Consider the following 19,901-nt stretch of genomic DNA (forward strand, 5'->3'; position numbering starts at 1 on the left):
AAAGCCTATTGTGAGTGTAGAGACGAATAAACAAAGATGAATTATTTAGCAGTGTCCGACTCGCTACTTTTTTCCTGTATTGCTTTTGTATCTGCTACCTGTCTCACTAACTCTATATCTAACTTTAGTGCCTCCGCTATTTGTTCTACAGTTGCACCTAAGCTCAACATAAAAGGAACTGCTTCTAACTTACCTTCTAACTTGGCTTCTTGATATACCTTGGTTTGCTTTAACTTGATGTTTTATTTGATGCAGCAGTTATAAATTTAGAGCGCTTGTCGTTTGCATAAAGTACAGTTTTATCGGTGTGCATCTGTGTGCATCTGTGTTCGTTTTTTCCCCATACTGCACCTAACTGCAAATCGCTATATTCACCTACTGCCAATCTTGAAATTTATCGCTTGTACTGCGAAGTAAAGAATTTAACTGGGTGCGATGGGTTTCAAAGTTGGCGGCGATAGAAATGAAGATGATACCCACTACTAAGCTAATAATCCATTTAAAAAATGAGTAGCGTAAGCTAAAAAGCACCAATTGATAAAAAGCAGTAATCAAAAAGGTAGCTGTGCCAACATAGAGAAAAGCCCGCACTCGCAAACCCAAGCCAGCAAAGATGGCGATGAGACTGAAAATTCCTGGTATTAAGGCTGTATCTTGATGAAATAAAATCGCCCATCCGCAAATTAAGCCACTACTTAGCAGTCGCCAATAGTGACGACTGGTTTTCATGTCTGGTTGTCTTAGTTGAGGATCAAATTGGGCAACATATAGTAGAGATAAGCCGATTACTGTCACATACCATAAACTATCATTCAAACCCAAGACAGCAAACCAGCGGAAAATAGCCCAATCAATCAACGCCACACTGATGTAGGTGACACGGAATTGATGGCTAAATATACCAAGGAAAGCATAAAATCCGGCTGTTAGCAGCAAAGCAATTGGATGAATTTGCAGCCTGGTTTCCCATAAAAGTATTAGTGGTATGATGTAGGCGGCTCGTTGCCAAGGTCTTTTTGACCAACCCCAGTTTTCCCAAGGTAAGATGTAGAGGAAATAGGCAACGACACAGGCGATCGCAGCATTCCAAGGTACTAACGGCCCAGCAAACCATTGTCCCACAGCTGTTTCTCGCCAAAATATCCTCACGGCAGCTACTTCTAACAACCCCAGGTAAACCCAGATTTCGTCAGGTGTAACGAGTGAGGTGTGGGATTCTTCCCTTTGCTGTGGGAATCTTCCCTGAAAGATAGCGTAACGAATCAAAAATACTCCTGTTCCTAAACCCAAGAGGCGGTTAACTTGAATGGGTGCAGTTATAGCGACTATCAATAAAAAGCTACTCCAAGCCCAATGCAAATGGGCAATTACTTTTAATTCTTCTGGTGTCAGCCGTAAATAATTGACTAGCCAAGGCGACAATATACGATAGGCATACATAATAGTTGTGCCTAAAGCTGACATGGCAATTAAACCATCGCCCCATGCACCCCCTGAAGCTTGCAACATTTGATAGAACAACAGTTCATAGGCAGAAATTGATATGCCCAGAATTCCTAAGTAAACTAGAGGTTTAAATTCTTCCCGACGTCGCCCGACTCCAATCACAATTACAGCTACACCCAAAGAAGCCAAACCTGTCCACTCTGTGAAGGTGTCCAAGCGCAGCAGTAAACTGAACCCTGCATAGATTAACGGGAGAATGTGAAAGCTACTAGGCAATCTTTCTAAGCGGTGTCGCCGTTGCCACCATTCGCCAAATAGTTGAGAAAATAAACCCAAGGCGATATTAGTGATCGCAATTTGAATCATAGAGCGATCGCCAAAAGCCAGCAACTCGGCAATTAATAATTCTAAACACCAACCGATGCCATAAAAAGCCAAATTTGTTGGTTGCTGCCAACTACGATAAATTATGGCTGCGAGAATAATCACATTAGCAGCTACATACAACAATCCAGGAGTTGTAACACCCTGGTAAACCCAGACAGAGTGCAGTGTCAAACTCAATAACTCTACACCAGTTAATGCGATCGCCCATCTATCTGTGGCAACTGCATATATACTTGCTAGTTCGTTACCTCTATGTTGCAGTGCTGTGCGAGTTAGCCATAATCCTAGAATAGTTATTGCGCCAACTACAAACCACCCCTGTACTGACAAGTTTGGCAAACCTGGTACATCTTCCCACAACAAAGCAGCGATCGCACTTAGAACAAACCCGACTGTAATTACCGCATAGACTTTGTATTTTAAAAAACTAGTATTTACAAACATTAAAGCCGCAGCGACTGCCAAGGCGATTAATCTCACTCTGGGTAGCGGTAAAGTTAGCAACTGAGTAAGTCCCAACCCGATGACACTCAAAATAACCTTGAGATTGCGTTGTTCTCCGGAACTGCGACTAGCAACACCTGTGAGAGTTATGGGAGTAATTAGCCAAGCGATCCCCCAACTGGCATTATTGACAGCGTAGTTTCTCCAGGCGAATTCAGCATTTACCCAAAATAGGTAAAAGCTAATCACAGCTAGCCCCAAACCGATGAACCAAGCACTACGTCGCCACCAACCTTCACCAAGGCTAAATAGCCACTCGGCTACCATGATGACTAACAAAATTGTTGCCCAAATTTCATTACTTAGATTTGGGAACAGCCAATCAATTATGGAACAAAGTGTTAGTACTCCTGTGATGTGAGTGAGATATATCAGGGTAGGGGAGGTGTGAGGAGTGGGGCGGCGTTGGGTGACAACTGCTAAAGTGATTGTGGAAAGGAGTAGATTTAGTGATCGCAATGCTGGGTTAACTAAAGCAATTACAGTTAACGCAGAGGCAAAACCCAATGTTAACTGTTCGCCAAACTTAGCTATTTCTCTTCTACCGAGGTGGTGTAACTTGTCTGTCACCACCACCATTAAAATTACGTAGGGAAATAAAGCGACACTTAATAAAGCCCAGGCTTCACCTTGAGAATTGGTGAGTTGGGTTGCAGTAGCGATCGCTGTTTGTTGTAAAGCGTCAGGTACTAATCGCCAGCCTAGCCAAATTGCCTGTAAGCCGATTGTAAAAATAGCAACAAAGTCACGTTTGTAGTTATATAGTTGCAAACGACGGGCGAAAAACCACAAACTTAAGCCACTTACAGCTATTGCTTGTCCAGGATGAGATAGTACTGAGACTAACCAACCGAGGAATAATAAGATACCACCGATTAGTTGCCAAGGAAATATAGAGATAGGGTGATCGGGTGATCGGGTAATAGGGTGATGGGGAGAACTTAGAATCAAATTCTCCCCACCTCCGGTTCTCCCCACCTCCTCATCTTGTTGTTGTGCCAACCAAGTTAGCAGCCAACCGCAAATACCAACAGCTAACCCCAACTGTGTCACATCTAGGTGGTGAATAAAAATTCCCCTGACTAACAATACCAGTAAGGCATAAACCACAACTAAAGCAGATAAACTAATACCGTTCTCACTTTGTCTATCTGTTTGTCGTGATCGCAAACGAGTTTGATAAACCGTAATCAGAGTCGTTCCTGCAACTGCAAGATAAAGGGCAATCAAGGGAAATATGGGTAGATTCCAGCCCCAGTGCAGATAACTTAAGCCGAGAATATTTACTAGAAATAATTTTTGATTTGCTAAACCGACAGCAAATAGGCGACTTTTGCCGATCAAAACTGTAATCGCACTCAGACAAATAGAAGCGATCGCTACTACAATCCAGTTCACAGGATTCTGCCACAACCCAAAGCGATCCATTGCCCAAAAATTTATCGGTACTAACAAAAGCGTGACAATTAATAATGTCTGTGCTGTTAGTCTTAAATTACTTTGCTTGGCTGTCCACAAACTCATTCCCCCAAAACTCAGGGTATAAGCAAACAAAACCCCATACTGTCCGGACGCAGGAAATCTCTCCCACTGGCTAGCTGCAAGCACCCCAGAAGATAGCACTACCAGAAATACACCCAAAAACAGCAGCCAACGCACACTTAATTCTGATAGCAGTGACTGCAATATTTCTGTGGCAAAATTCGGTTTTGCTGGTTCTGGTGGTGGCTGAACTCTGTTAGCAGTTACAGATTGTACAGATGTAGATGTGATAGCTGCTTTTTCTGGTTCAGATTGAATCTGAGATTCCAATACTACTTTGCAAACAAGGTATTCTCGACACAGTTGCCGAACTTGGGCATCAGATATCAAGCCCAAACGTAACCACGTATCAAGTCCTTGCAGTAACTGCGGATGGTAGGATGGCAGCCTAATTTCAATTTTGAGTGGGCGATCAAGTGGGGATGACATAAGTAGTAGCAATGCAGCTAAGATACTTAAATCATCAGTTTCTCCAACTGTATTTTCGCTCTAGCTGTGCCACTTATGTTGCTGACTGTCGTTAATTTTTATTTACTTTCATTTACATCTGATGATAATTAAGGAGTAGGAAAAATTATTTTAATCATCGAACACCAATGCACGCATTGAGATTATTCGTACTGTGAACGAAGAATAGTTCGTGCTGACACAAACATCAAAATCAACAAAGGAGTTACCAAAACCACTACTAAATACCAGGGAACACCTGCATATAAAAGAGAATTAGACCACAGATTGATTGTGCTGCTTGCATACTCATTTGCCTCTGAGTATGTATCTTTGATAGTGATAATTGGTGCATGAGTCAGTATCCGCATAATGTTGCCGTATGCACCACTAATCATATCTATTGGCTGACTCTGCCAAAAATTCCAAATAAAATCATTGTTAACTTCTAGAGTGGCAATACCACGCTCCAAGGCATAAACCATGCGAAAATGCCAATTAGAAATTATCGAGGATAAAGCAAGAATAAATCCAAAACTTGCTAGAAAAATTGTGGCAATCCTCAAGGCGGTTTTTTGCAAAACAAACTCTATATTGACAGCAAAAGGTAAAAATGCGATCGGCACAATCGTAAGTAAGTGACGCGGACCCCATCCAGCAGCACCATACCAATTTCTTAACTTGGCATGAAGTAATAACCAGAGTATAGTAATTGTCGCAATGTATATTGCTTCTTTTTTATACTCTTGATAAAACTTTTTGAATAAAATTACCGATAAAATCAGTAAAGGAGCATAAATAAATATACTTTTGCCTGGGCTGAAAAGTAAACCACTGATTCCTACAAAAATATTACCATCTAAGGCATTATTTCCAGCATAAACATCTGTTTGTACAGGAGATTTATAAAATATTCCTGTTCTAAGATAGTTATACCAAGATTGCCAAATGAAAAAAGGTATCAGTGTAAAAGTTGCTAATGAGATTTCCCGCAAACGTGTTGCAATAGACGAACGATTAAGACTTAATAAATAAGCAAATGATACTCCAATCGCTAGAATCATCGTGATTCTAGTAATAAATGCAAATCCTAAACAAATAAAACAACCGACTAAGAATTTCAAATTATTTGTCTGACGGTATCTTAAAATCAGAAAAAACGCAGAAGTCAATAATGTAGTAGATAGTACACCATCAAATAAATTTCTAGAATAAGTCCACAAATAGGTAGTCAAAGCTAAACAAAGAGTTGCTAATAAGCTCGATATTACTGCTTTGGAAAATCCGATTCTTAAGATAGCCAAGAAAATAGTAGCAGTGAGCGATACATAAATTCCTGCTTGAAATGATAAGATAAACTGTTGAAATTTTTCTATAGTTTCTTGACTAATAAATCGAGATAAAATATTTTCTAAAATAACATTAATCAATGCAGTTGGCAGTAGAAAAAGTGTATTACCAATTTCATGTCCTGCATAGGTTCTACCATTAGGTGCTATTTGAAAAATACCGTCTTGTGGAGTATCAAAGCCTAGCTGACCATGCTTAATAATTTGCACTGCAACTTTGTAATGAAATAATCCTTCTGATGAATCAACACCACTATTAGTTAAAGCAAATAAAGCCCAGAAAAAAACAAAGATGCTGAAATAGAGTAAGTTACTTGAGTAAAACTTACGCCAATCGGAAACTAAATTGTTCATATTTTCATATCTTCCAATATTACTTGTCAATTTACAGAGTTTTTCCTACAGCGATCGCCCAAATTCCACTGATAAGCAATCCAACCCCAATCCACTGAGCAGGCGACACTTTTTCTTGGAGAATCATAGAACCAACAATTGTGGTAGCCACAACAGTTAATCCGATGACTATAGGATAGGCAATAGATAAATTAAACTTTCCTAAAACAGTAATGTAAACAATCATACTAAAAAAGTACAGACAAGTACCTCCAAATAAATAGATATTCAAGGGATTTTGACCTGCTCCTAGTTTCAAAAAAGTTTGAGCTACAGTATTTAAAGCGACTGTAAGTAAAATTAATAGAATAAAAAAAATCTGACTCAGCACGATTGCAATTTACTCCCTGTGTTTTTAGTCTTGGTGTATAAATATCATTGCATTCTTTTGCTATTTAGAATAAATTATTATTCTGAATCATATTTCAATAATTATTAGCATTAAAATCCCAAAGTTCCATATGAGTCGGATAGGTAGTTTGTACCCATTTTCCGCCTATTTTTTCCCACCAACGAAGTGGATGAGGAAGTGTCGCTACTTGAATGCTGTAACAGCCTGATAGCCATGCTCCAAAAATATCTGTATGCAAACCATCACCTATAACAACTACTTGTTGAGGTTTTAATTGCATATGAGTAATTGCCTTACGAAAAGACTTAGGAAATGGCTTTTTAGCTGGATTAATAGCTGGAATATTTAAACGGTGACACCAATATTTTACTCGATAGTGACGTTTACCATTTGAAAGAATAAAAAATTGTAATCCTGCTAACTTTGCTTGTGTAATCCAAGCTTCGGCATTTGGAGATAGGTAGCGGTCATCTTCAGATATTATAGTGTTATCTAAATCGAGGATAATTCCTTTAATGTCACATTTTTGGAGCCTTTCAATCTCAATACTTGCTAATGTATAGGCTCTACGTGGTAAGCGATACGGTTTACCATCCAAAGTGGGCCGATTGGTTTCTTGAAAAAATAAGCGTAACCAATTTAAAAGAGTTTTTAACCATTTTTTCCATAAATCCTTAAGCTTCAATTTAATCATTCTTTCTCACACTCTAAGGAACTACTGCTACTATTTGAAAATGTGGATACCAAAGAGTCCAACGTAGAACAGGTCGACTCACACTTGCTCCTGTTGAGCGTAAAATATTAACAATGTCTTGACTGCGGCGTTGATGAACCCATTCTCTTGCTAGTAACAAATCGTGCAGCTGATTCATCAAAGCTCCTAAAATTTTTGATGCTTCTATATCTTTAATAATTAATTTTGCCCCGGAATTCATACGGGCAATAATTTTCCGCAGAAAATCATCTTGTTGTGCTTGAGGAATGTGGTGCAAAACATCTATCATAGTGACAGTATCATAGCTAGAAAGATCCGGGGGAGTATCTTCTGGTCTCATGTACATAACTTGAAAATTTTGAGAATCGACAGCAAAAGCTTTAGAAGCCTTCACTGCTTCTAGGGAAACATCGTAACCATGAGCAACTTTTACCGACCGAAATTTTAAGGCAAGATAAAGTAAAGTTCCAGTTCCACAACCAATATCATAAAGATGTGCGTCTATAGGAATCTCTGCAAGAACAAGATCAAGGGGACAAATAAATGGGCGATAGCGTGTTTTGAGTGCTGCAAGACCAGACATTTTCTGACAAGGCAATTTTAATGCACGATAAAGACTAAAAGAGTTCATAAAATTATTGAGTTGAAAATTCGCCAAAATTTGATGATTTACATAAGACTGTGAATTGAAGAAGCAGTATAAGGTTTTTTAGCAATTGTCCAGAGTTTGATATTAGTTAACATAGACGCCCTAAGGGCGGCTTCTCGTAGGGAACACAGATGATTCTCAATGTTCATCTGTGTTCATCTGTGTTCGACCTTAAAAACAAAATTATTGTTATTGATTTAGCGGCAAAATTTATTCGATCCAGCCTTTATTTTTCAGCCAAATAATAAAAAAACAGGTAACAATCCAACCTGCCACAGTCACTAGAATTGCCTTATCTTTTAGCAAAACTTCTTCAGGTCGTTCACTACGTCCACCTTGCTCAATATCACCTTCTATATAATTGGCTATTTCTTGGGGATCGCTAAGCAACTGATAGCGAAAAATACCATACAAGACAAAAGGTAAGGTCAACAGCATCCAGGAAGTCGAAGCGCCGCGTACGACCGGGCCAGAACTCCACAAAGCATAGGTGACAACCGTTCCTGTCGTCACAACATTTTCCATACGACTGAGTAGTGGTAGAGAGTAGCGCTTAAGGACAGAACGAGGTTTGGCACCTTTGATTTGAGCTAATCGCAATTCTGCCTTACGTTTTTCTATTGCCAAAAACAGAGCCAGCATAGCGTTACATAACTGAAACCAAGGTGATAAGATAATGCCGGTGGCAGCAGCACCAGCATAAGCACGTAGCACAAATCCAGTGGCGATCGCACCAATATCCAAAATCACCATGCGTTTGAGTCGCAAATTATACGCTACTTGCAAGGCAGCATAAACAGTTATAGTTGCACCCAAAGCCCAGGATTGCCACCAACCAATACTTAAAGCACCACCCAGCAGTACTAATGCCATAACTAGTGCTAAACGGATGCTCACCAATCCAGCAGCGATCGGACGTTTACATTTAACAGGATGTTGACGGTCGGATTCTACATCTGCGATGTCGTTGATTAAATAAAATCCACTAGAAGCACAACAAAATAGGATAAATGCTAATAAACTACCCAAGATTGTATGGACATTGATGCTAAAAGCAAACAAAGGTGCAGCAAACACGACAAGGTTTTTTGTCCACTGTCGAGGTCGCAGAGCAGTTATGTAAGGCATTTTATGTCTTATCCCTGCAATACCATTGCTTTCCACAGGAGAGGTCAGGGGTTTCATTGCCTTTGTATATAATTAAACAATAATATTATTTAGACAATATTATTTAGACTTGTCTAAACATTAGTATTTATATCAGATGTCAATCAGATGTCAGAAATATGGTTGAAATTTTTACCTAATCTTTAAATACTTTTTATATACCATTCATTAATTGTTCTTGACAGAATAAGATAATAGTTATGATAGTTACTACATTAATACAGTAATTACTTAGATTCTATTGGGCTGCTCTTGGAATTAATCACACTTCAAGCAACACAGTTCGACTTTCTGTCTTCACTATGGTCAATAACTGTTACACAGATACTAGTAATATCTCGCAAAATGTAAGTCCTGATGTTACCGTCGCAACCACAGGACTTACGAAAATATATATCTCACCAAAAGTTGAGGGGAAACTGCTCAAGCGTGTCTGGGGTGAGAGGGTTATTAGTAATTGGTAATCGGAAAAACCAATTACCAATACACGCGGTTAATAGAAGTGTTCAAGCGAACATGACATTACTTATCAACAATCGGACGACCCTCGCTATCTATGTCAAGCTCTTCGCGTCGAACATTTTCTTGAGCTTGAACTGTGTCCTGTTCTACAACTTTCTTAACTCGAACTTCTTCGCGTACAACAGCTTCTTTGCGAATATCAGGTGTTTCTTCGTAAATTTCCACGCGAGCTGCTTCACCTTCACGAAAAGCCTGGTCTGCATCGGTTGGTGTAGCATTAGTAGGATTTGTGCGCTCAATTACAACTCGCTCTTTTTCAACAGGTACTGCTACACGGGCTGTATCCGTTTCTACGTGTTTACCAACAGTAACTTCCCCTGTCTTGCGACGTTGTTTGTTAGCAATTAACCGTTCTTCGTATAATTTTAAGGTTTGACTATCCTGGGTGTTAACGTCATAAAGTGACGGTTCTTGCTCATAGTTGTAAGTGCTGCGGTCATAAGCAGCAGGCTGAGTCATACCAGAAGTAGCAACTGAGCCACGATACACTCCACGTACTTGCTCTTCATAATCGTAATCAACTCTTTCCAAGTTATCAAAGTTAGGCAGGTTTTCTACTTGCTCTTTAGTCAGACCTTTGGCATAAATTCGTTTGTCAGTGTAACGAATATCAGCAAGACCGACCGGTAGTAAAACTTTTTTACCAAAAACCCAAAAGCCTGTATCTACTATAAAATAGCGGAATTTACCTGTTTGTTCATCAACTAAAATATCATGAACCGAACCAACTTTTTCATTTGTTTGAGCATAAACATCAAAACTTTTGATGTCATCAATGTCAGAATCATCTTCACGATAGCCGGGGTAAAAATCTTCTAGTTTTACAAGTGCCATTTTGTATTTTCTCCAAATAATTCTCTGTTAACTACTATGTTAAAAATATTTATTCAGCTATCTTCTAACTAGGGGATGATTAACTATGATAAATTTATCAAGCTGAAGAAGTTTTCACTGAGAACGCCTCTATCTACATTGATTATGCTGACTGTCGGAATATAGTTATGGAAATTTTTGCGTTTTGTTTTGATGATTGCGATACACACCAATAGCATATTCTTCAGACACAATCGGAGAACCGTATATTTTGGCATAATGTGTTTCTTTTAACAGTCTCCAAATTTGTCTTAATCGGCAGAATTATTGGAAAAGTTGATCCCTTCTCGACTACACTTTTGACACTAATATGTCCACCGTGTGCAGAGACGATTTGTAGGACATCCTCTAACGCCAATTTCGAGACAGTGGCTGAGTCTGAGTTAATTTCCTTTGTAAAGGAGGTACTTTTTGTCGCATCATCAGTAAAGGAAGACTGAAAAATCCAAACAGCATAACTATTCCTGCTATCACCCAAACCATATAACGCATCGGTCGATAGTCGCCTTTCTCAATTTGCCAGTAAGCTTGGTTATATCGCCATGCTGCAAAGGCAATAGTCATAATCCCAAAAATTACTAAAGCAATCCCTAAATTTTCGGAATTAAAAAAAGCGTGTGATGGTGGCTGTTGTTGTGTCACCGTATAATTAAGCTGACGCAAAAATAGACCAAACCTAGCAATGGCAAAACCAAAACCAATGAATGCGATCGATGTTCTCAGCCAAGCCAGAAATGTACGCTCGTTTGCCTGATGCTCTCTTTGTCGGTCAACTTTGGGTATTTTATTCATACATTACAGAACACCTACCCCTTTAAGTATTGTGCTTGCTCATCTCTTGCAAAAATAAAAAATGTAGAGATCTAAAAAAACTTTACATCTCTACATAAATTAAAAAAGCGTCAGTGATGTAGGCAACCTAGTTACTTACAGGTTGGCAAACAGACCAAATACACCGTGTCCTGTAAACACTTCTAATGCAATCAGAGACACAAAGCCAATCATTGCCAAACGACCGTTAAGCAACTCAGCATAGGGAGTGAACCCAGTGCGATCGCCTTGTTCATCTACATAAACTCTTGGCTCGATCGCAAAGTTGTTCATTTTACCTTGGTCGTCAACAATAGCACCGTTTGTACGCATGGATAATTCCTAATGAATGGGATTATTGCATTTATGTAAAGAATGGTAACAATAAAGTTAAAAAATGTAAAGAAAATAAGATGGGCGATCGCGTGGGTTTTTGGCGATCGTCAAATAATTAAAGAGTGCAGATGGTAGAAGGAACAAGAGTATGGGGATTTCTCTATTCCCCTTCCTCGTTCCGATTCCCTATTCCCCATTCACCAACACTAATCTTCCTTCCTTATATGCTTGTCGCAAAGCTATGGCTTCTGCCACAATCTGTTGGGCAGTTAACCCTTCAGAATCCATCATCTTTTGCAAAGTTACACCTGTATGCTCATACTCAGAATGAATTGGTGGAATTTGGCAGTAGCGTCCACCATTCTTTGTCCGTCGCCAAATACTCGGTTTTTCCGGTTTTGGTTGTCTAGGAGTGCGGCGCTGTTTGACTAATGAACGTACAGCCTCTTGGGTGATTGCAGTTATGTCCAATAAAGCATCTATGACTGGCTTGTACTTATTATGGTTATTTGCTAGCTTGTATATGGTCAATGGCTCAACGTGTGCTAAATCCTGGGGTGCAAACTTACCAAATACCGCAGCAATCTTGAGATACTTTTTTTCCTCACCTTGCCAACCCCGATCAACAAGTAGCTTTCTGTACTCCTTAGGTGAAAGTTTCTGTTTTTGGTCGGCTAGCCAACAGGCATGATGCAAAATTGTCTTGGTAACATCAGCAAGCGAAAGCACTTGAAAATTCTCGACACTAACACTGTCAGAATCATTGGCTTTTTCCTCAGCGTATTGCTCAAACTTTGATATGGCAATTACTTTTTCGTCAACTTGCTCTGCAATTATGCTCTGCACTCGTGTCATCATAATATTGACCTCGTAAAAACTTCCCAGTACGCGCAACAAATCCATCGCCTTTAGTCAACAAAGGCGATCGCACTTCTGGGTGCAATTCCATCAAGTTGCCACTATGCGTATTGCACCGTGACACCAAAGCTGGTGAAAGTTTGAAAATAAATTTACTAACTAGAACAATTGTACTACTAAAAGAGAAAGAAAAAACCCCAGTAATACTCAAATTTTGGGGAAGATGATCAAAGCTTTATACATAATTATCCTCTGGGCAATGCCAACACTCATGACTCCACAAGACGAAAATCACACCTATGTCTGTTCTAAATCACAATTTTCTACCTGGAGAATTGCCGTAAGAACTTGAAGAGACTTATAGAAATAGAGAATTCGAGGTAACGACAATGACTTTTAATTTAAGTGACGCCATTCAAGTTGTTCTGATTGCTTTTGTTGCTAGCACAGTGTTGTCTTCAGCTATTTGCTGGACACTGCCTAAATCTAACAAAGCTTAAGCTATGGCAAAAGTGCCTTTCACCTATCTAGATATAGACTATGGGTAGGGGCGCAAAGCTTTGCGTCTCTACAAAAATTATGTTTCCAAGATAGTTGGTCTATTTCTAAAACATGATTCTATAGCAAACGCCATTAACCGTAAACCATCTCAAGAAAGATAAAATTTGCTGAAAGTAATTTTTAAAATTACATGAGCAGCAAGCGTTTACTGGTGCTGATTTTAGCACTACTGCTGATTAGCATTTCTTGGTGGGGTGTGGTAACGGCACGAACCGGACTTGTGATACGTCAACTGTCGCGTGAAGGAGTACCGTTACTGTACGTAGCGCCAAAGAACGCCTTCAAAGCACCTGGAGTTTTAATCGCCCACGGATATGCAGGTTCTAAGCAGTTGATGTTGGGATACGCCCATGTTTTGGCACATGCAGGTTATGCAGTCATGTTATGGGATTTTGATAGCCATGCAGCTAATAGCCAACCTTTAGAGAGAAATTCACTTCAAAAAAATTTAGATACTGCTTATGCTGCACTGGTGACACAACCAGAAGTAGATGGATCACGTTTAGCTACTTTAGGTCACTCAATGGGGAGTGGTGCAGTGATGTCGGCTGCAATTGCCGATGTTGATCGCTATGCTGCGAGTGTGGCTGTTTCACCTACAGGCGTATCTGTAACAGCAAACGCACCTCGCAATCTGCAATTGCAAGCAGGTAGTTGGGAGGTTGGATTTGTTGCGAATGCACGACGATTACTGCAAGCTGGGGGCGGAGAGAATTTAAATTTGGCTAATGGAATTGGGCGATCGCTTGTAATTATACCCAATGCCGAACACATTACAATTTTGTTTCGCAATCAGAGCCATCAAGCTGCAAAAAATTGGCTTGATGCCACCTTCGGAGTACAGCGTCCAAGCAACTATGTTGATCGCCGCATGATTTGGTATGGCTTACATTTACTAGGATGGTTGGCTGTACTTGCAGCTATTGCTTCCAGTTTAGTTGTGCCTGCCAGTATAAGTAAACCAAGGCAGTTAAAAAGCTTTGTTGGTTTACTAATAGCGCCGTTTGTCGCCAGTGGTGTATTGTTGTTGCTTAATCGTATTGCTGACCTTGATAGCTTAGGCGGCATGTTGGTGGGTGGTGCGATCGCTATTTGGTTTGGTATAGCAGGTTTAACTTGGCTGATTATTATCTCACGGCTAACAATTCCAACACTACGAGCCGTCTTTGTCGGTGTAGTGCTATTTGTGGTGTTATGGATTGCCTTAGGAGTAATGGCACAGGTGGTATGGTTACAGTGGTGGCTAATTCCAGTACGTTTAGGGTTATTTCCCCTACTGGCACTGATTTGTTTTCCTTGGTTTTTAGCATCGGGAGTAGCACAACAAAGTCTGAAACTGGGAAAACGAATTTTATGGTGGCTCGGACAAAGTACGGTTTTAGTGGGGGGATTTATCTTAGTACTTTACCTATTGCCTCAACTTGGTTTTATTTACCTTTTATTGCCTTTATTTCCGATCTTGATGCTTATTTTCTCCTTTGCTGCTAGCTTACTCAATGAACCTTGGAGTTATGCAATTGGCAGTGCAATGTTCTTTGGTTGGATATTGGCAGCTGCTTTTCCTTTAGCTTGAAAATAGGGATCGGGGATTGGGGATTAGGGATTAACTTAGCAGCAAAACCATGATTAATCTGTGTGCATAGCCTTGTACGGTGGTCGAGTTTTCATTCCCTCACTGTAAGCGATCGCCCCTGGGGTTCTAGCTTGAAAAAGGGTGTGGGGTGTAGTTTGAGTACAAAGTACATACTTCGTGTTCTGGTATACAGACTTGTAGTAAGAAAATCATCCTTGAGAATGAATGAGTTTAAACCTATAGAGAGGGCATTGTATGGTCGGGGGCGAATAATATCGAAATATCTAAGCAATGTTGAGAAATATTAAAGAAGTATTAACAATGCAAAATCACAACATATAGCAATTTGCAATTGGATGCAGTACAAGATAAAAAACGAACACAGATGAACACTGATAAAGCTGTACTTCATCCAAAGGAGAAGCGCTATATTCTCCACTCTCACCAATTAACTTAAATTTTTGTCGATTTACTCATCTGGTTAATCAAGGCTTAGAAATACAAAATAGGGTAAATATGTTTATGAATCAATCAACTGAATTATCCATAGAGCAACAATTCAGCTCAAGAGTCTTTGCAGATTATGTGCGGCAGATGTCCCGCGAACAGGCTATTGAGTTTCTGATTGACCTGCACGAGCATATGATGCACAAAGAAAATATGTACAAGTCTTTGTTAGAGCATGACTGGGGAATTGGTTCAGATCCGATGTCTGCGTAGAATGGATCTCACTTTTTGCTAGAGAAATACTATCGAGTCAAACCTGATTGGCTCAGACTAATCCCAATAGAGGAATCAAGAATTATGGATGGCGATCGCGCCAATGCTGAGCTGACAGTTGGCAACCGGACAAATCCTTACTCAAGTCAGAATACACAACAAATTCAACTAACAGTTTTTCAGCACTGGTTACAGAAATTATCTACTTACACACTTATCTTGTTAATAAGCATTGGTATGGTATTGTTCCAAGGTTGGTCAAGCCCTGCTTATGCTTATGACAGCATTCTTGTTGCACAAATTGATCCAGAATCTAATTTTGTCACAGCAGCTGTAGAAAAAGTAGAGTCTGCTGTAGTTCAGGTAAATGTCTCCCGCACTTTGGGAGGGGATGTGCCAGATGTCCTCAAACCCTTTCTGGGTGGTGTTCGGGCAATTCCGCCTTCTGCACAAATTTTGCGGGGAATTGGCTCCGGTTTTGTGATTGATCCCACTGGTTTAATTCTGACTAATGCTCATGTTGTGAACGAAGCAGATACAGTGACCGTATCCTTTCAAAATGGTCAGATTTTGGCGGGTAAAGTTTTAGGGAAAGATCCAGTCACTGATGTCGCTGTGATTCAAGTACAAGCAGGGGATAATTTACCAACGGTGGTGATGGGTGATTCCGATCAAGTGCGACAAGGACAGTGGGCGATCGCAATTGGTAATCCTCTCGGTTTACAGGAAACGGTAACGGTTGGCGTGATTAGTGGAACTGAGCGCTCTAGTGTAGATATTGGGATACCAGATAAGCGTATTGGCTTTATTCAAACTGATGCCGCCATCAATCCTGGTAATTCTGGTGGACCGCTTTTGAATGCCAAAGGTGAAGTCATTGGCATTAACACTGCCATCCTCAGGGGCGCACAAGGACTTGGCTTTGCTATTCCCATCAACGGTGCAAAAGCGATCGCGCAGCAGCTGATCGCTACAGGACAAGTTCGACATCCCTACATCGGCATCCAAATGGTTGCTCTTAACCCACAAATCAAGCAGCAAATTAACAATGCTCCCAACACTAATATTCATGTTGAAGATGACCAAGGAATTTTGGTTATCCAGGTTGGCAGAGGCTCACCAGCTGCGAAAGCTGGACTTAGAGTTGGAGATGTAATTATAGCAGTAAATGACCAACCTGTAACAAAAGCCAAGATCATTCAGCAGATTGTAGACAAAGCTGGAGTCGGCGGCAATTTGCAAATGGAAGTCCGGCGACGGGAACAGACTGTGACATTAACGCTTAAACCTGAACAGCTTCCTGACATTCAAACTCGCTAGGCAGGTTTTTGCTAATTGCTAAAATTAGCGGATGTCTTGATAAAACCGCTTTAAATACTTTGTATCTACGCCGATTCCCCATAAAATCCCGATGTAAACGTAAATTGCGATCGCTTTCAACACACCCCAGTGCGCCACACGACGATCTGAAGTGTAAACAATGCGGTTTACCATCCGAATTCGTCCTTTTGACAATAGTCTCAGGCATAAATCTCCATCTTCCATAATTGGCAGTACTTCATTAAAGCCACCACAGTCCCAAAAGTCACTGCGACGGCAAAACATTACCTGATCTCCAACCAAAAGTCGCAATCCCCTAAAAAAGAGGTGGGGTTTAAATAGCAGTGGAAAGCAATAAGTTTTGAGGTAATTAATCAAAGATATGCCCCAATAAGTTTTTCGAGAGCCTGCCATGAGAGAAATGAACCCCCCACAAGCGATCGTTGTATCAGCTAAGGTTGACTCAATTACAGACACCAAATCATCCGGAACCCAAGTATCCGCATGAAGAAAGCAAAGAATTTCTCCAGTTGCTAGGGAAGCTCCGTAGTTCATCTGAATAGAGCGTCCACGTCTGGTACAAGATATAACTTTTACTTCTGCTGGTGGAGAGAATAATTCCAAGTTGCGCTTTGCAGTTACCACCGTCTCATCTTCACTACCGCCATCTACCACCAAAACTTCCTTCGCAGGCGGATCTAGCAAAGTTAGTCGACGCAAGGTGCGTTCTAAACAGGTTGATTCATTTAAAGTGGGAATGATTATAGAAACGCTCAACATCTACTAACCCAGTTTACTAGTTTCTAATATTTGTTTTGGCTCTATAAAAGTGCAATCCTCGCTGAACTTGGATTAATGGTTTTTTGGTACAAACACTTAGATTTATCAATACAAACATTCTTTTAAGACAGCATGGTTATACGTAGCATTTTCATATTAAAACGCAGTAACTAAACAGAGTATGACACTACAAATTTGTGTAAAGTTGTACTAACAAAAGTAAGGCTGTGGTGAGGTAAGTAATTTCTAGATTACTGTACTCTCTCTCGACAAAATCCTAGATAAATAGTATGTGCAAATTTGTCAAGTTATATGCATCAAAACATGTAAGTTTGTATCTATTATAACAACAGAACTTTATACTAACCTATTAATAGACTGATCTATAGATAGATACAAAGGTTTTGTAATCAATTTAGTATTATTTCTGGAAGAAGAGAAACATTTAAGTCATACCTCACTTTACCCCTTGAGGATAAAATTGCTCCTCTAGGGGTATTTTTATTCAGTTATCAGTTATCAGTTATCAGTATGTCAGTAAAGAGAGTCCTTATCAATTGGTCAAATGCGTTGGTGTGTTATAACACTGCACCATAGCCTGAGCCTGTTCACTGATAACTGTAGACTGTTCACTGATTTAATTTTGCAGGGTTTTATGGCATTGGATGGAAGAGAAGATCAGGGAAAATGAAGTTAAATATAGCCCAGGTCGAGAAGGTAATTGACACCGCTAAAACTGCAAGTACTGGTCCAAGAGAAAGATATCGAAGGAAATAGCTTCTTTGATCACTTGATTTTTGCACTGTTCATTCTCCAAAATTAACATTATCACTCTCATATTTCTCTGTTTTGGATATAAAAAACACCAAAATTATTCTGTTTATTTTTGGATTTTAGGTTTCCAAAACTAAGAATTAAATTTAACTATTTAATAATTTATTTAATAATATTTAATCAAGCTTCTAACTCAAGAGATAGATCAAGATTAAATAACTCAGTTGTTTTGTATACTCAAAATTTGTTAATTTTAAGAAATAGAACTAAGTCTAAATCCAAAATCCAAAATCCAAAATCGGATGACTGATGTATATTCAAATTGCTTGTGCAATATTGAAGGGTTGGTTTTGAGTTACTTGCTCAACAATATCTGCTGCTCGTTTAACACCGCCTGAAAGTTGAATTGACTGTTGAATTTTGCGTGCATTATTTTTGTAGGAATCTTCTGTTAACACGCGCTTAATTGCCGATCGCAGACTGGAAATGTTCAGTTTCGCTAGCGGAAGCACTTCTCCTACTCCCGTTGAGTGAATTCGTGCGCTAGTTCCTGGTTGTTCAAATGTAATCGGAATGGCTACCAAAGGCACGCCATAGGTAAGAGAATCCAATGTTGTATTCATACCTGCATGAGTAATTGTGAGACTAGCATGAGCCAGTACATCAGGCTGGGGAGCATACTCGACTACTAAGGGGGAACCTGGTAGGGATCGCACAACTTCTGCACTCATCCCACCCCCGTGAGCAATTACCAGTTGCACATCCAGTCCTTGACAAGCAGTTGCAATTGCTAGAAATACTTTTTGCTTAGTGTTGTGTACACTTCCCAAAGAGGCATAAATCATGGGTTGTCCGGTCAATTTTTCATAGGGAAAAGCAACTAATTTTGGTGAAGCATTTCGCAAAGGACCGACATAATGCAGGTGTGATGGCAAATTAGGAATAGGAAACTCAAACAACCCAGGCTGTTGACTAATATGAGCAAGCCGTGCATTAGAAGCATAGATATGGTGGTAATCGGGTAACTTCCACTCCTGGCGGTAGCGATTAATCGCTTGTAAAATCGGTTGACAGCTACGATCTAAAAAGTAATAGGCAATCTGATTGCAAATCTTTGCCCAGTGTGTATTCTGGTAATTCCAGGGAGTAAAGAAAGGGGGAACATCGCTTCGACGGTGAATTACCTGACCGCACGAAATGCAGATAAACGGGAGATTGAGATATTCTGCTACTGTTTCACCCACAGGTTCAAGTTGATCTACCAGCAAGACTTCAATCCCCGTCGTTGCGATCGCTTTGGGTGCATCTTGGCAAACTATTTCCACCATTTGCTGGCAAAAGTCAACAGAGTAACGTAGCGCCTCTATAGCGCTGAGTTTCCCCAGTTGTACAAAAGTTTCAGACATTGACCCAGGCTGATAGATGGCTTTGCCAATCGCATAAAAGTTTACACCTTCTGATTCCACCTTCGATTCTAAATCTGAAATTTGCACAAAGGTGACACGATGACCACGGGATTGCAGTTCTCGTGCTAAGGCTGCTTGGGGATTGATGTGTCCAGGATAAGGTGGACAAATAATGCCAAAGTGAGTCATGCGATTTTGGATTTAATGATGTCATACCATTTCACAAAATTCTTGATACAAATTCTCCCCCTTGTCCTCCTTAGCACACCGTACTGTTTCAAAATGGCGGTAAATCTAGGTAAATCTATTAAGGGAATCTGTACTGTAAATGTTGCTCCTTCCCCAGCAGGTATGAACTTAATGGCGTTAGAAAGCAGATTCCAGACGATTTGTTGCAAGCGATCCGCATCACCCATA

The 19,901-nt window shown here is 40.0% G+C and carries 18 protein-coding genes; 3 read left to right on the forward strand and 15 right to left on the reverse strand.

What is annotated here, in order from left to right:
* Positions 1 to 41 precede the first annotated feature (41 nt).
* The 11 genes from RS893_RS21650 to RS893_RS21700 form a co-directional block, all read right to left on the reverse strand.
* Entirely contained in the window at positions 42 to 170 is a 129-nt protein-coding gene (locus RS893_RS21650; RefSeq protein ID WP_315787776.1) for a hypothetical protein, read from the reverse strand.
* Between the two features lie 205 nt (positions 171 to 375).
* Positions 376 to 4,308, reverse strand: a complete 3,933-nt coding sequence (locus RS893_RS21655) for a DUF2157 domain-containing protein (RefSeq protein ID WP_315787777.1) — start codon at positions 4,306 to 4,308, stop codon at positions 376 to 378.
* A 182-nt stretch (positions 4,309 to 4,490) separates the two neighbouring features.
* Positions 4,491 to 6,029, reverse strand: a complete 1,539-nt coding sequence (locus RS893_RS21660) for a glycosyltransferase family 39 protein (RefSeq protein WP_315787778.1) — start codon at positions 6,027 to 6,029, stop codon at positions 4,491 to 4,493.
* Between the two features lie 31 nt (positions 6,030 to 6,060).
* On the reverse strand, positions 6,061 to 6,399 hold the full coding sequence (locus tag RS893_RS21665) for an SMR family transporter (protein WP_315787779.1): 339 nt from the start codon (positions 6,397 to 6,399) through the stop codon (positions 6,061 to 6,063).
* A 94-nt stretch (positions 6,400 to 6,493) separates the two neighbouring features.
* Positions 6,494 to 7,114: a YqeG family HAD IIIA-type phosphatase gene (locus RS893_RS21670; protein WP_315787780.1), complete on the reverse strand. Its 621-nt coding sequence runs from the start codon at positions 7,112 to 7,114 to the stop codon at positions 6,494 to 6,496.
* Positions 7,115 to 7,127: 13 nt separating this feature from the next.
* Positions 7,128 to 7,766, reverse strand: coding sequence for a class I SAM-dependent methyltransferase (locus RS893_RS21675; protein WP_315787781.1), 639 nt, complete (start codon positions 7,764 to 7,766; stop codon positions 7,128 to 7,130).
* 228 nt (positions 7,767 to 7,994) lie between these two features.
* Positions 7,995 to 8,912, reverse strand: a complete 918-nt coding sequence (locus tag RS893_RS21680; RefSeq protein ID WP_315787782.1) for a decaprenyl-phosphate phosphoribosyltransferase — start codon at positions 8,910 to 8,912, stop codon at positions 7,995 to 7,997.
* A gap of 561 nt (positions 8,913 to 9,473) precedes the next feature.
* Positions 9,474 to 10,307: a DUF2382 domain-containing protein gene (locus RS893_RS21685; protein ID WP_315787783.1), complete on the reverse strand. Its 834-nt coding sequence runs from the start codon at positions 10,305 to 10,307 to the stop codon at positions 9,474 to 9,476.
* 387 nt (positions 10,308 to 10,694) lie between these two features.
* Positions 10,695 to 11,138 carry a YidH family protein gene (locus RS893_RS21690; RefSeq protein ID WP_315787784.1) on the reverse strand — a complete coding sequence of 148 codons (444 nt, stop codon included), beginning with the start codon at positions 11,136 to 11,138 and terminating at the stop codon, positions 10,695 to 10,697.
* A 135-nt stretch (positions 11,139 to 11,273) separates the two neighbouring features.
* Positions 11,274 to 11,489 carry a chlorophyll a/b-binding protein gene (locus RS893_RS21695; RefSeq protein ID WP_009456324.1) on the reverse strand — a complete coding sequence of 72 codons (216 nt, stop codon included), beginning with the start codon at positions 11,487 to 11,489 and terminating at the stop codon, positions 11,274 to 11,276.
* Positions 11,490 to 11,678: 189 nt separating this feature from the next.
* A complete protein-coding gene (locus RS893_RS21700) occupies positions 11,679 to 12,350 on the reverse strand; it encodes a hypothetical protein (RefSeq protein ID WP_315792063.1) in 672 nt (223 codons plus the stop codon).
* A gap of 691 nt (positions 12,351 to 13,041) precedes the next feature.
* Between RS893_RS21700 and RS893_RS21705 the strand changes: the two genes are divergently transcribed.
* From RS893_RS21705 to RS893_RS21715, 3 genes are all read left to right on the forward strand, one after another.
* Positions 13,042 to 14,484 (forward strand): alpha/beta hydrolase, encoded by a 1,443-nt coding sequence (locus RS893_RS21705; RefSeq protein WP_315787785.1) that lies wholly within the window; start codon positions 13,042 to 13,044, stop codon positions 14,482 to 14,484.
* Between the two features lie 522 nt (positions 14,485 to 15,006).
* The gene (locus tag RS893_RS21710) at positions 15,007 to 15,204 is read left to right on the forward strand and encodes an NblA/ycf18 family protein (RefSeq protein ID WP_315787786.1); all 198 of its coding nucleotides are present in this window, start codon (positions 15,007 to 15,009) and stop codon (positions 15,202 to 15,204) included.
* A 15-nt stretch (positions 15,205 to 15,219) separates the two neighbouring features.
* Positions 15,220 to 16,524: an HhoA/HhoB/HtrA family serine endopeptidase gene (locus RS893_RS21715; RefSeq protein WP_315787787.1), complete on the forward strand. Its 1,305-nt coding sequence runs from the start codon at positions 15,220 to 15,222 to the stop codon at positions 16,522 to 16,524.
* Positions 16,525 to 16,548: 24 nt separating this feature from the next.
* Here the strand turns inward: RS893_RS21715 and RS893_RS21720 are convergent, their stop codons facing one another.
* From RS893_RS21720 to RS893_RS21735, 4 genes are all read right to left on the reverse strand, one after another.
* A complete protein-coding gene (locus RS893_RS21720; RefSeq protein WP_315787788.1) occupies positions 16,549 to 17,304 on the reverse strand; it encodes a TIGR04283 family arsenosugar biosynthesis glycosyltransferase in 756 nt (251 codons plus the stop codon).
* Positions 17,305 to 17,957: 653 nt separating this feature from the next.
* Positions 17,958 to 18,107 (reverse strand): PsaJ protein, encoded by a 150-nt coding sequence (locus RS893_RS21725; RefSeq protein WP_315787789.1) that lies wholly within the window; start codon positions 18,105 to 18,107, stop codon positions 17,958 to 17,960.
* Between the two features lie 288 nt (positions 18,108 to 18,395).
* Complete coding sequence (locus tag RS893_RS21730) at positions 18,396 to 19,673, reverse strand: glycosyltransferase (RefSeq protein ID WP_315787790.1); 1,278 nt, start codon at positions 19,671 to 19,673, stop codon at positions 18,396 to 18,398.
* A complete protein-coding gene (locus RS893_RS21735; RefSeq protein WP_315787791.1) occupies positions 19,670 to 19,900 on the reverse strand; it encodes an ATP-binding protein in 231 nt (76 codons plus the stop codon). The genes RS893_RS21730 and RS893_RS21735 overlap by 4 nt, the downstream gene beginning before the upstream one ends.
* Position 19,901: the final 1 nt, after the last annotated feature.

Origin of the sequence: Fischerella sp. JS2, assembly GCF_032393985.1 — a bacterium.
Lineage (GTDB): Bacteria > Cyanobacteriota > Cyanobacteriia > Cyanobacteriales > Nostocaceae > Fischerella.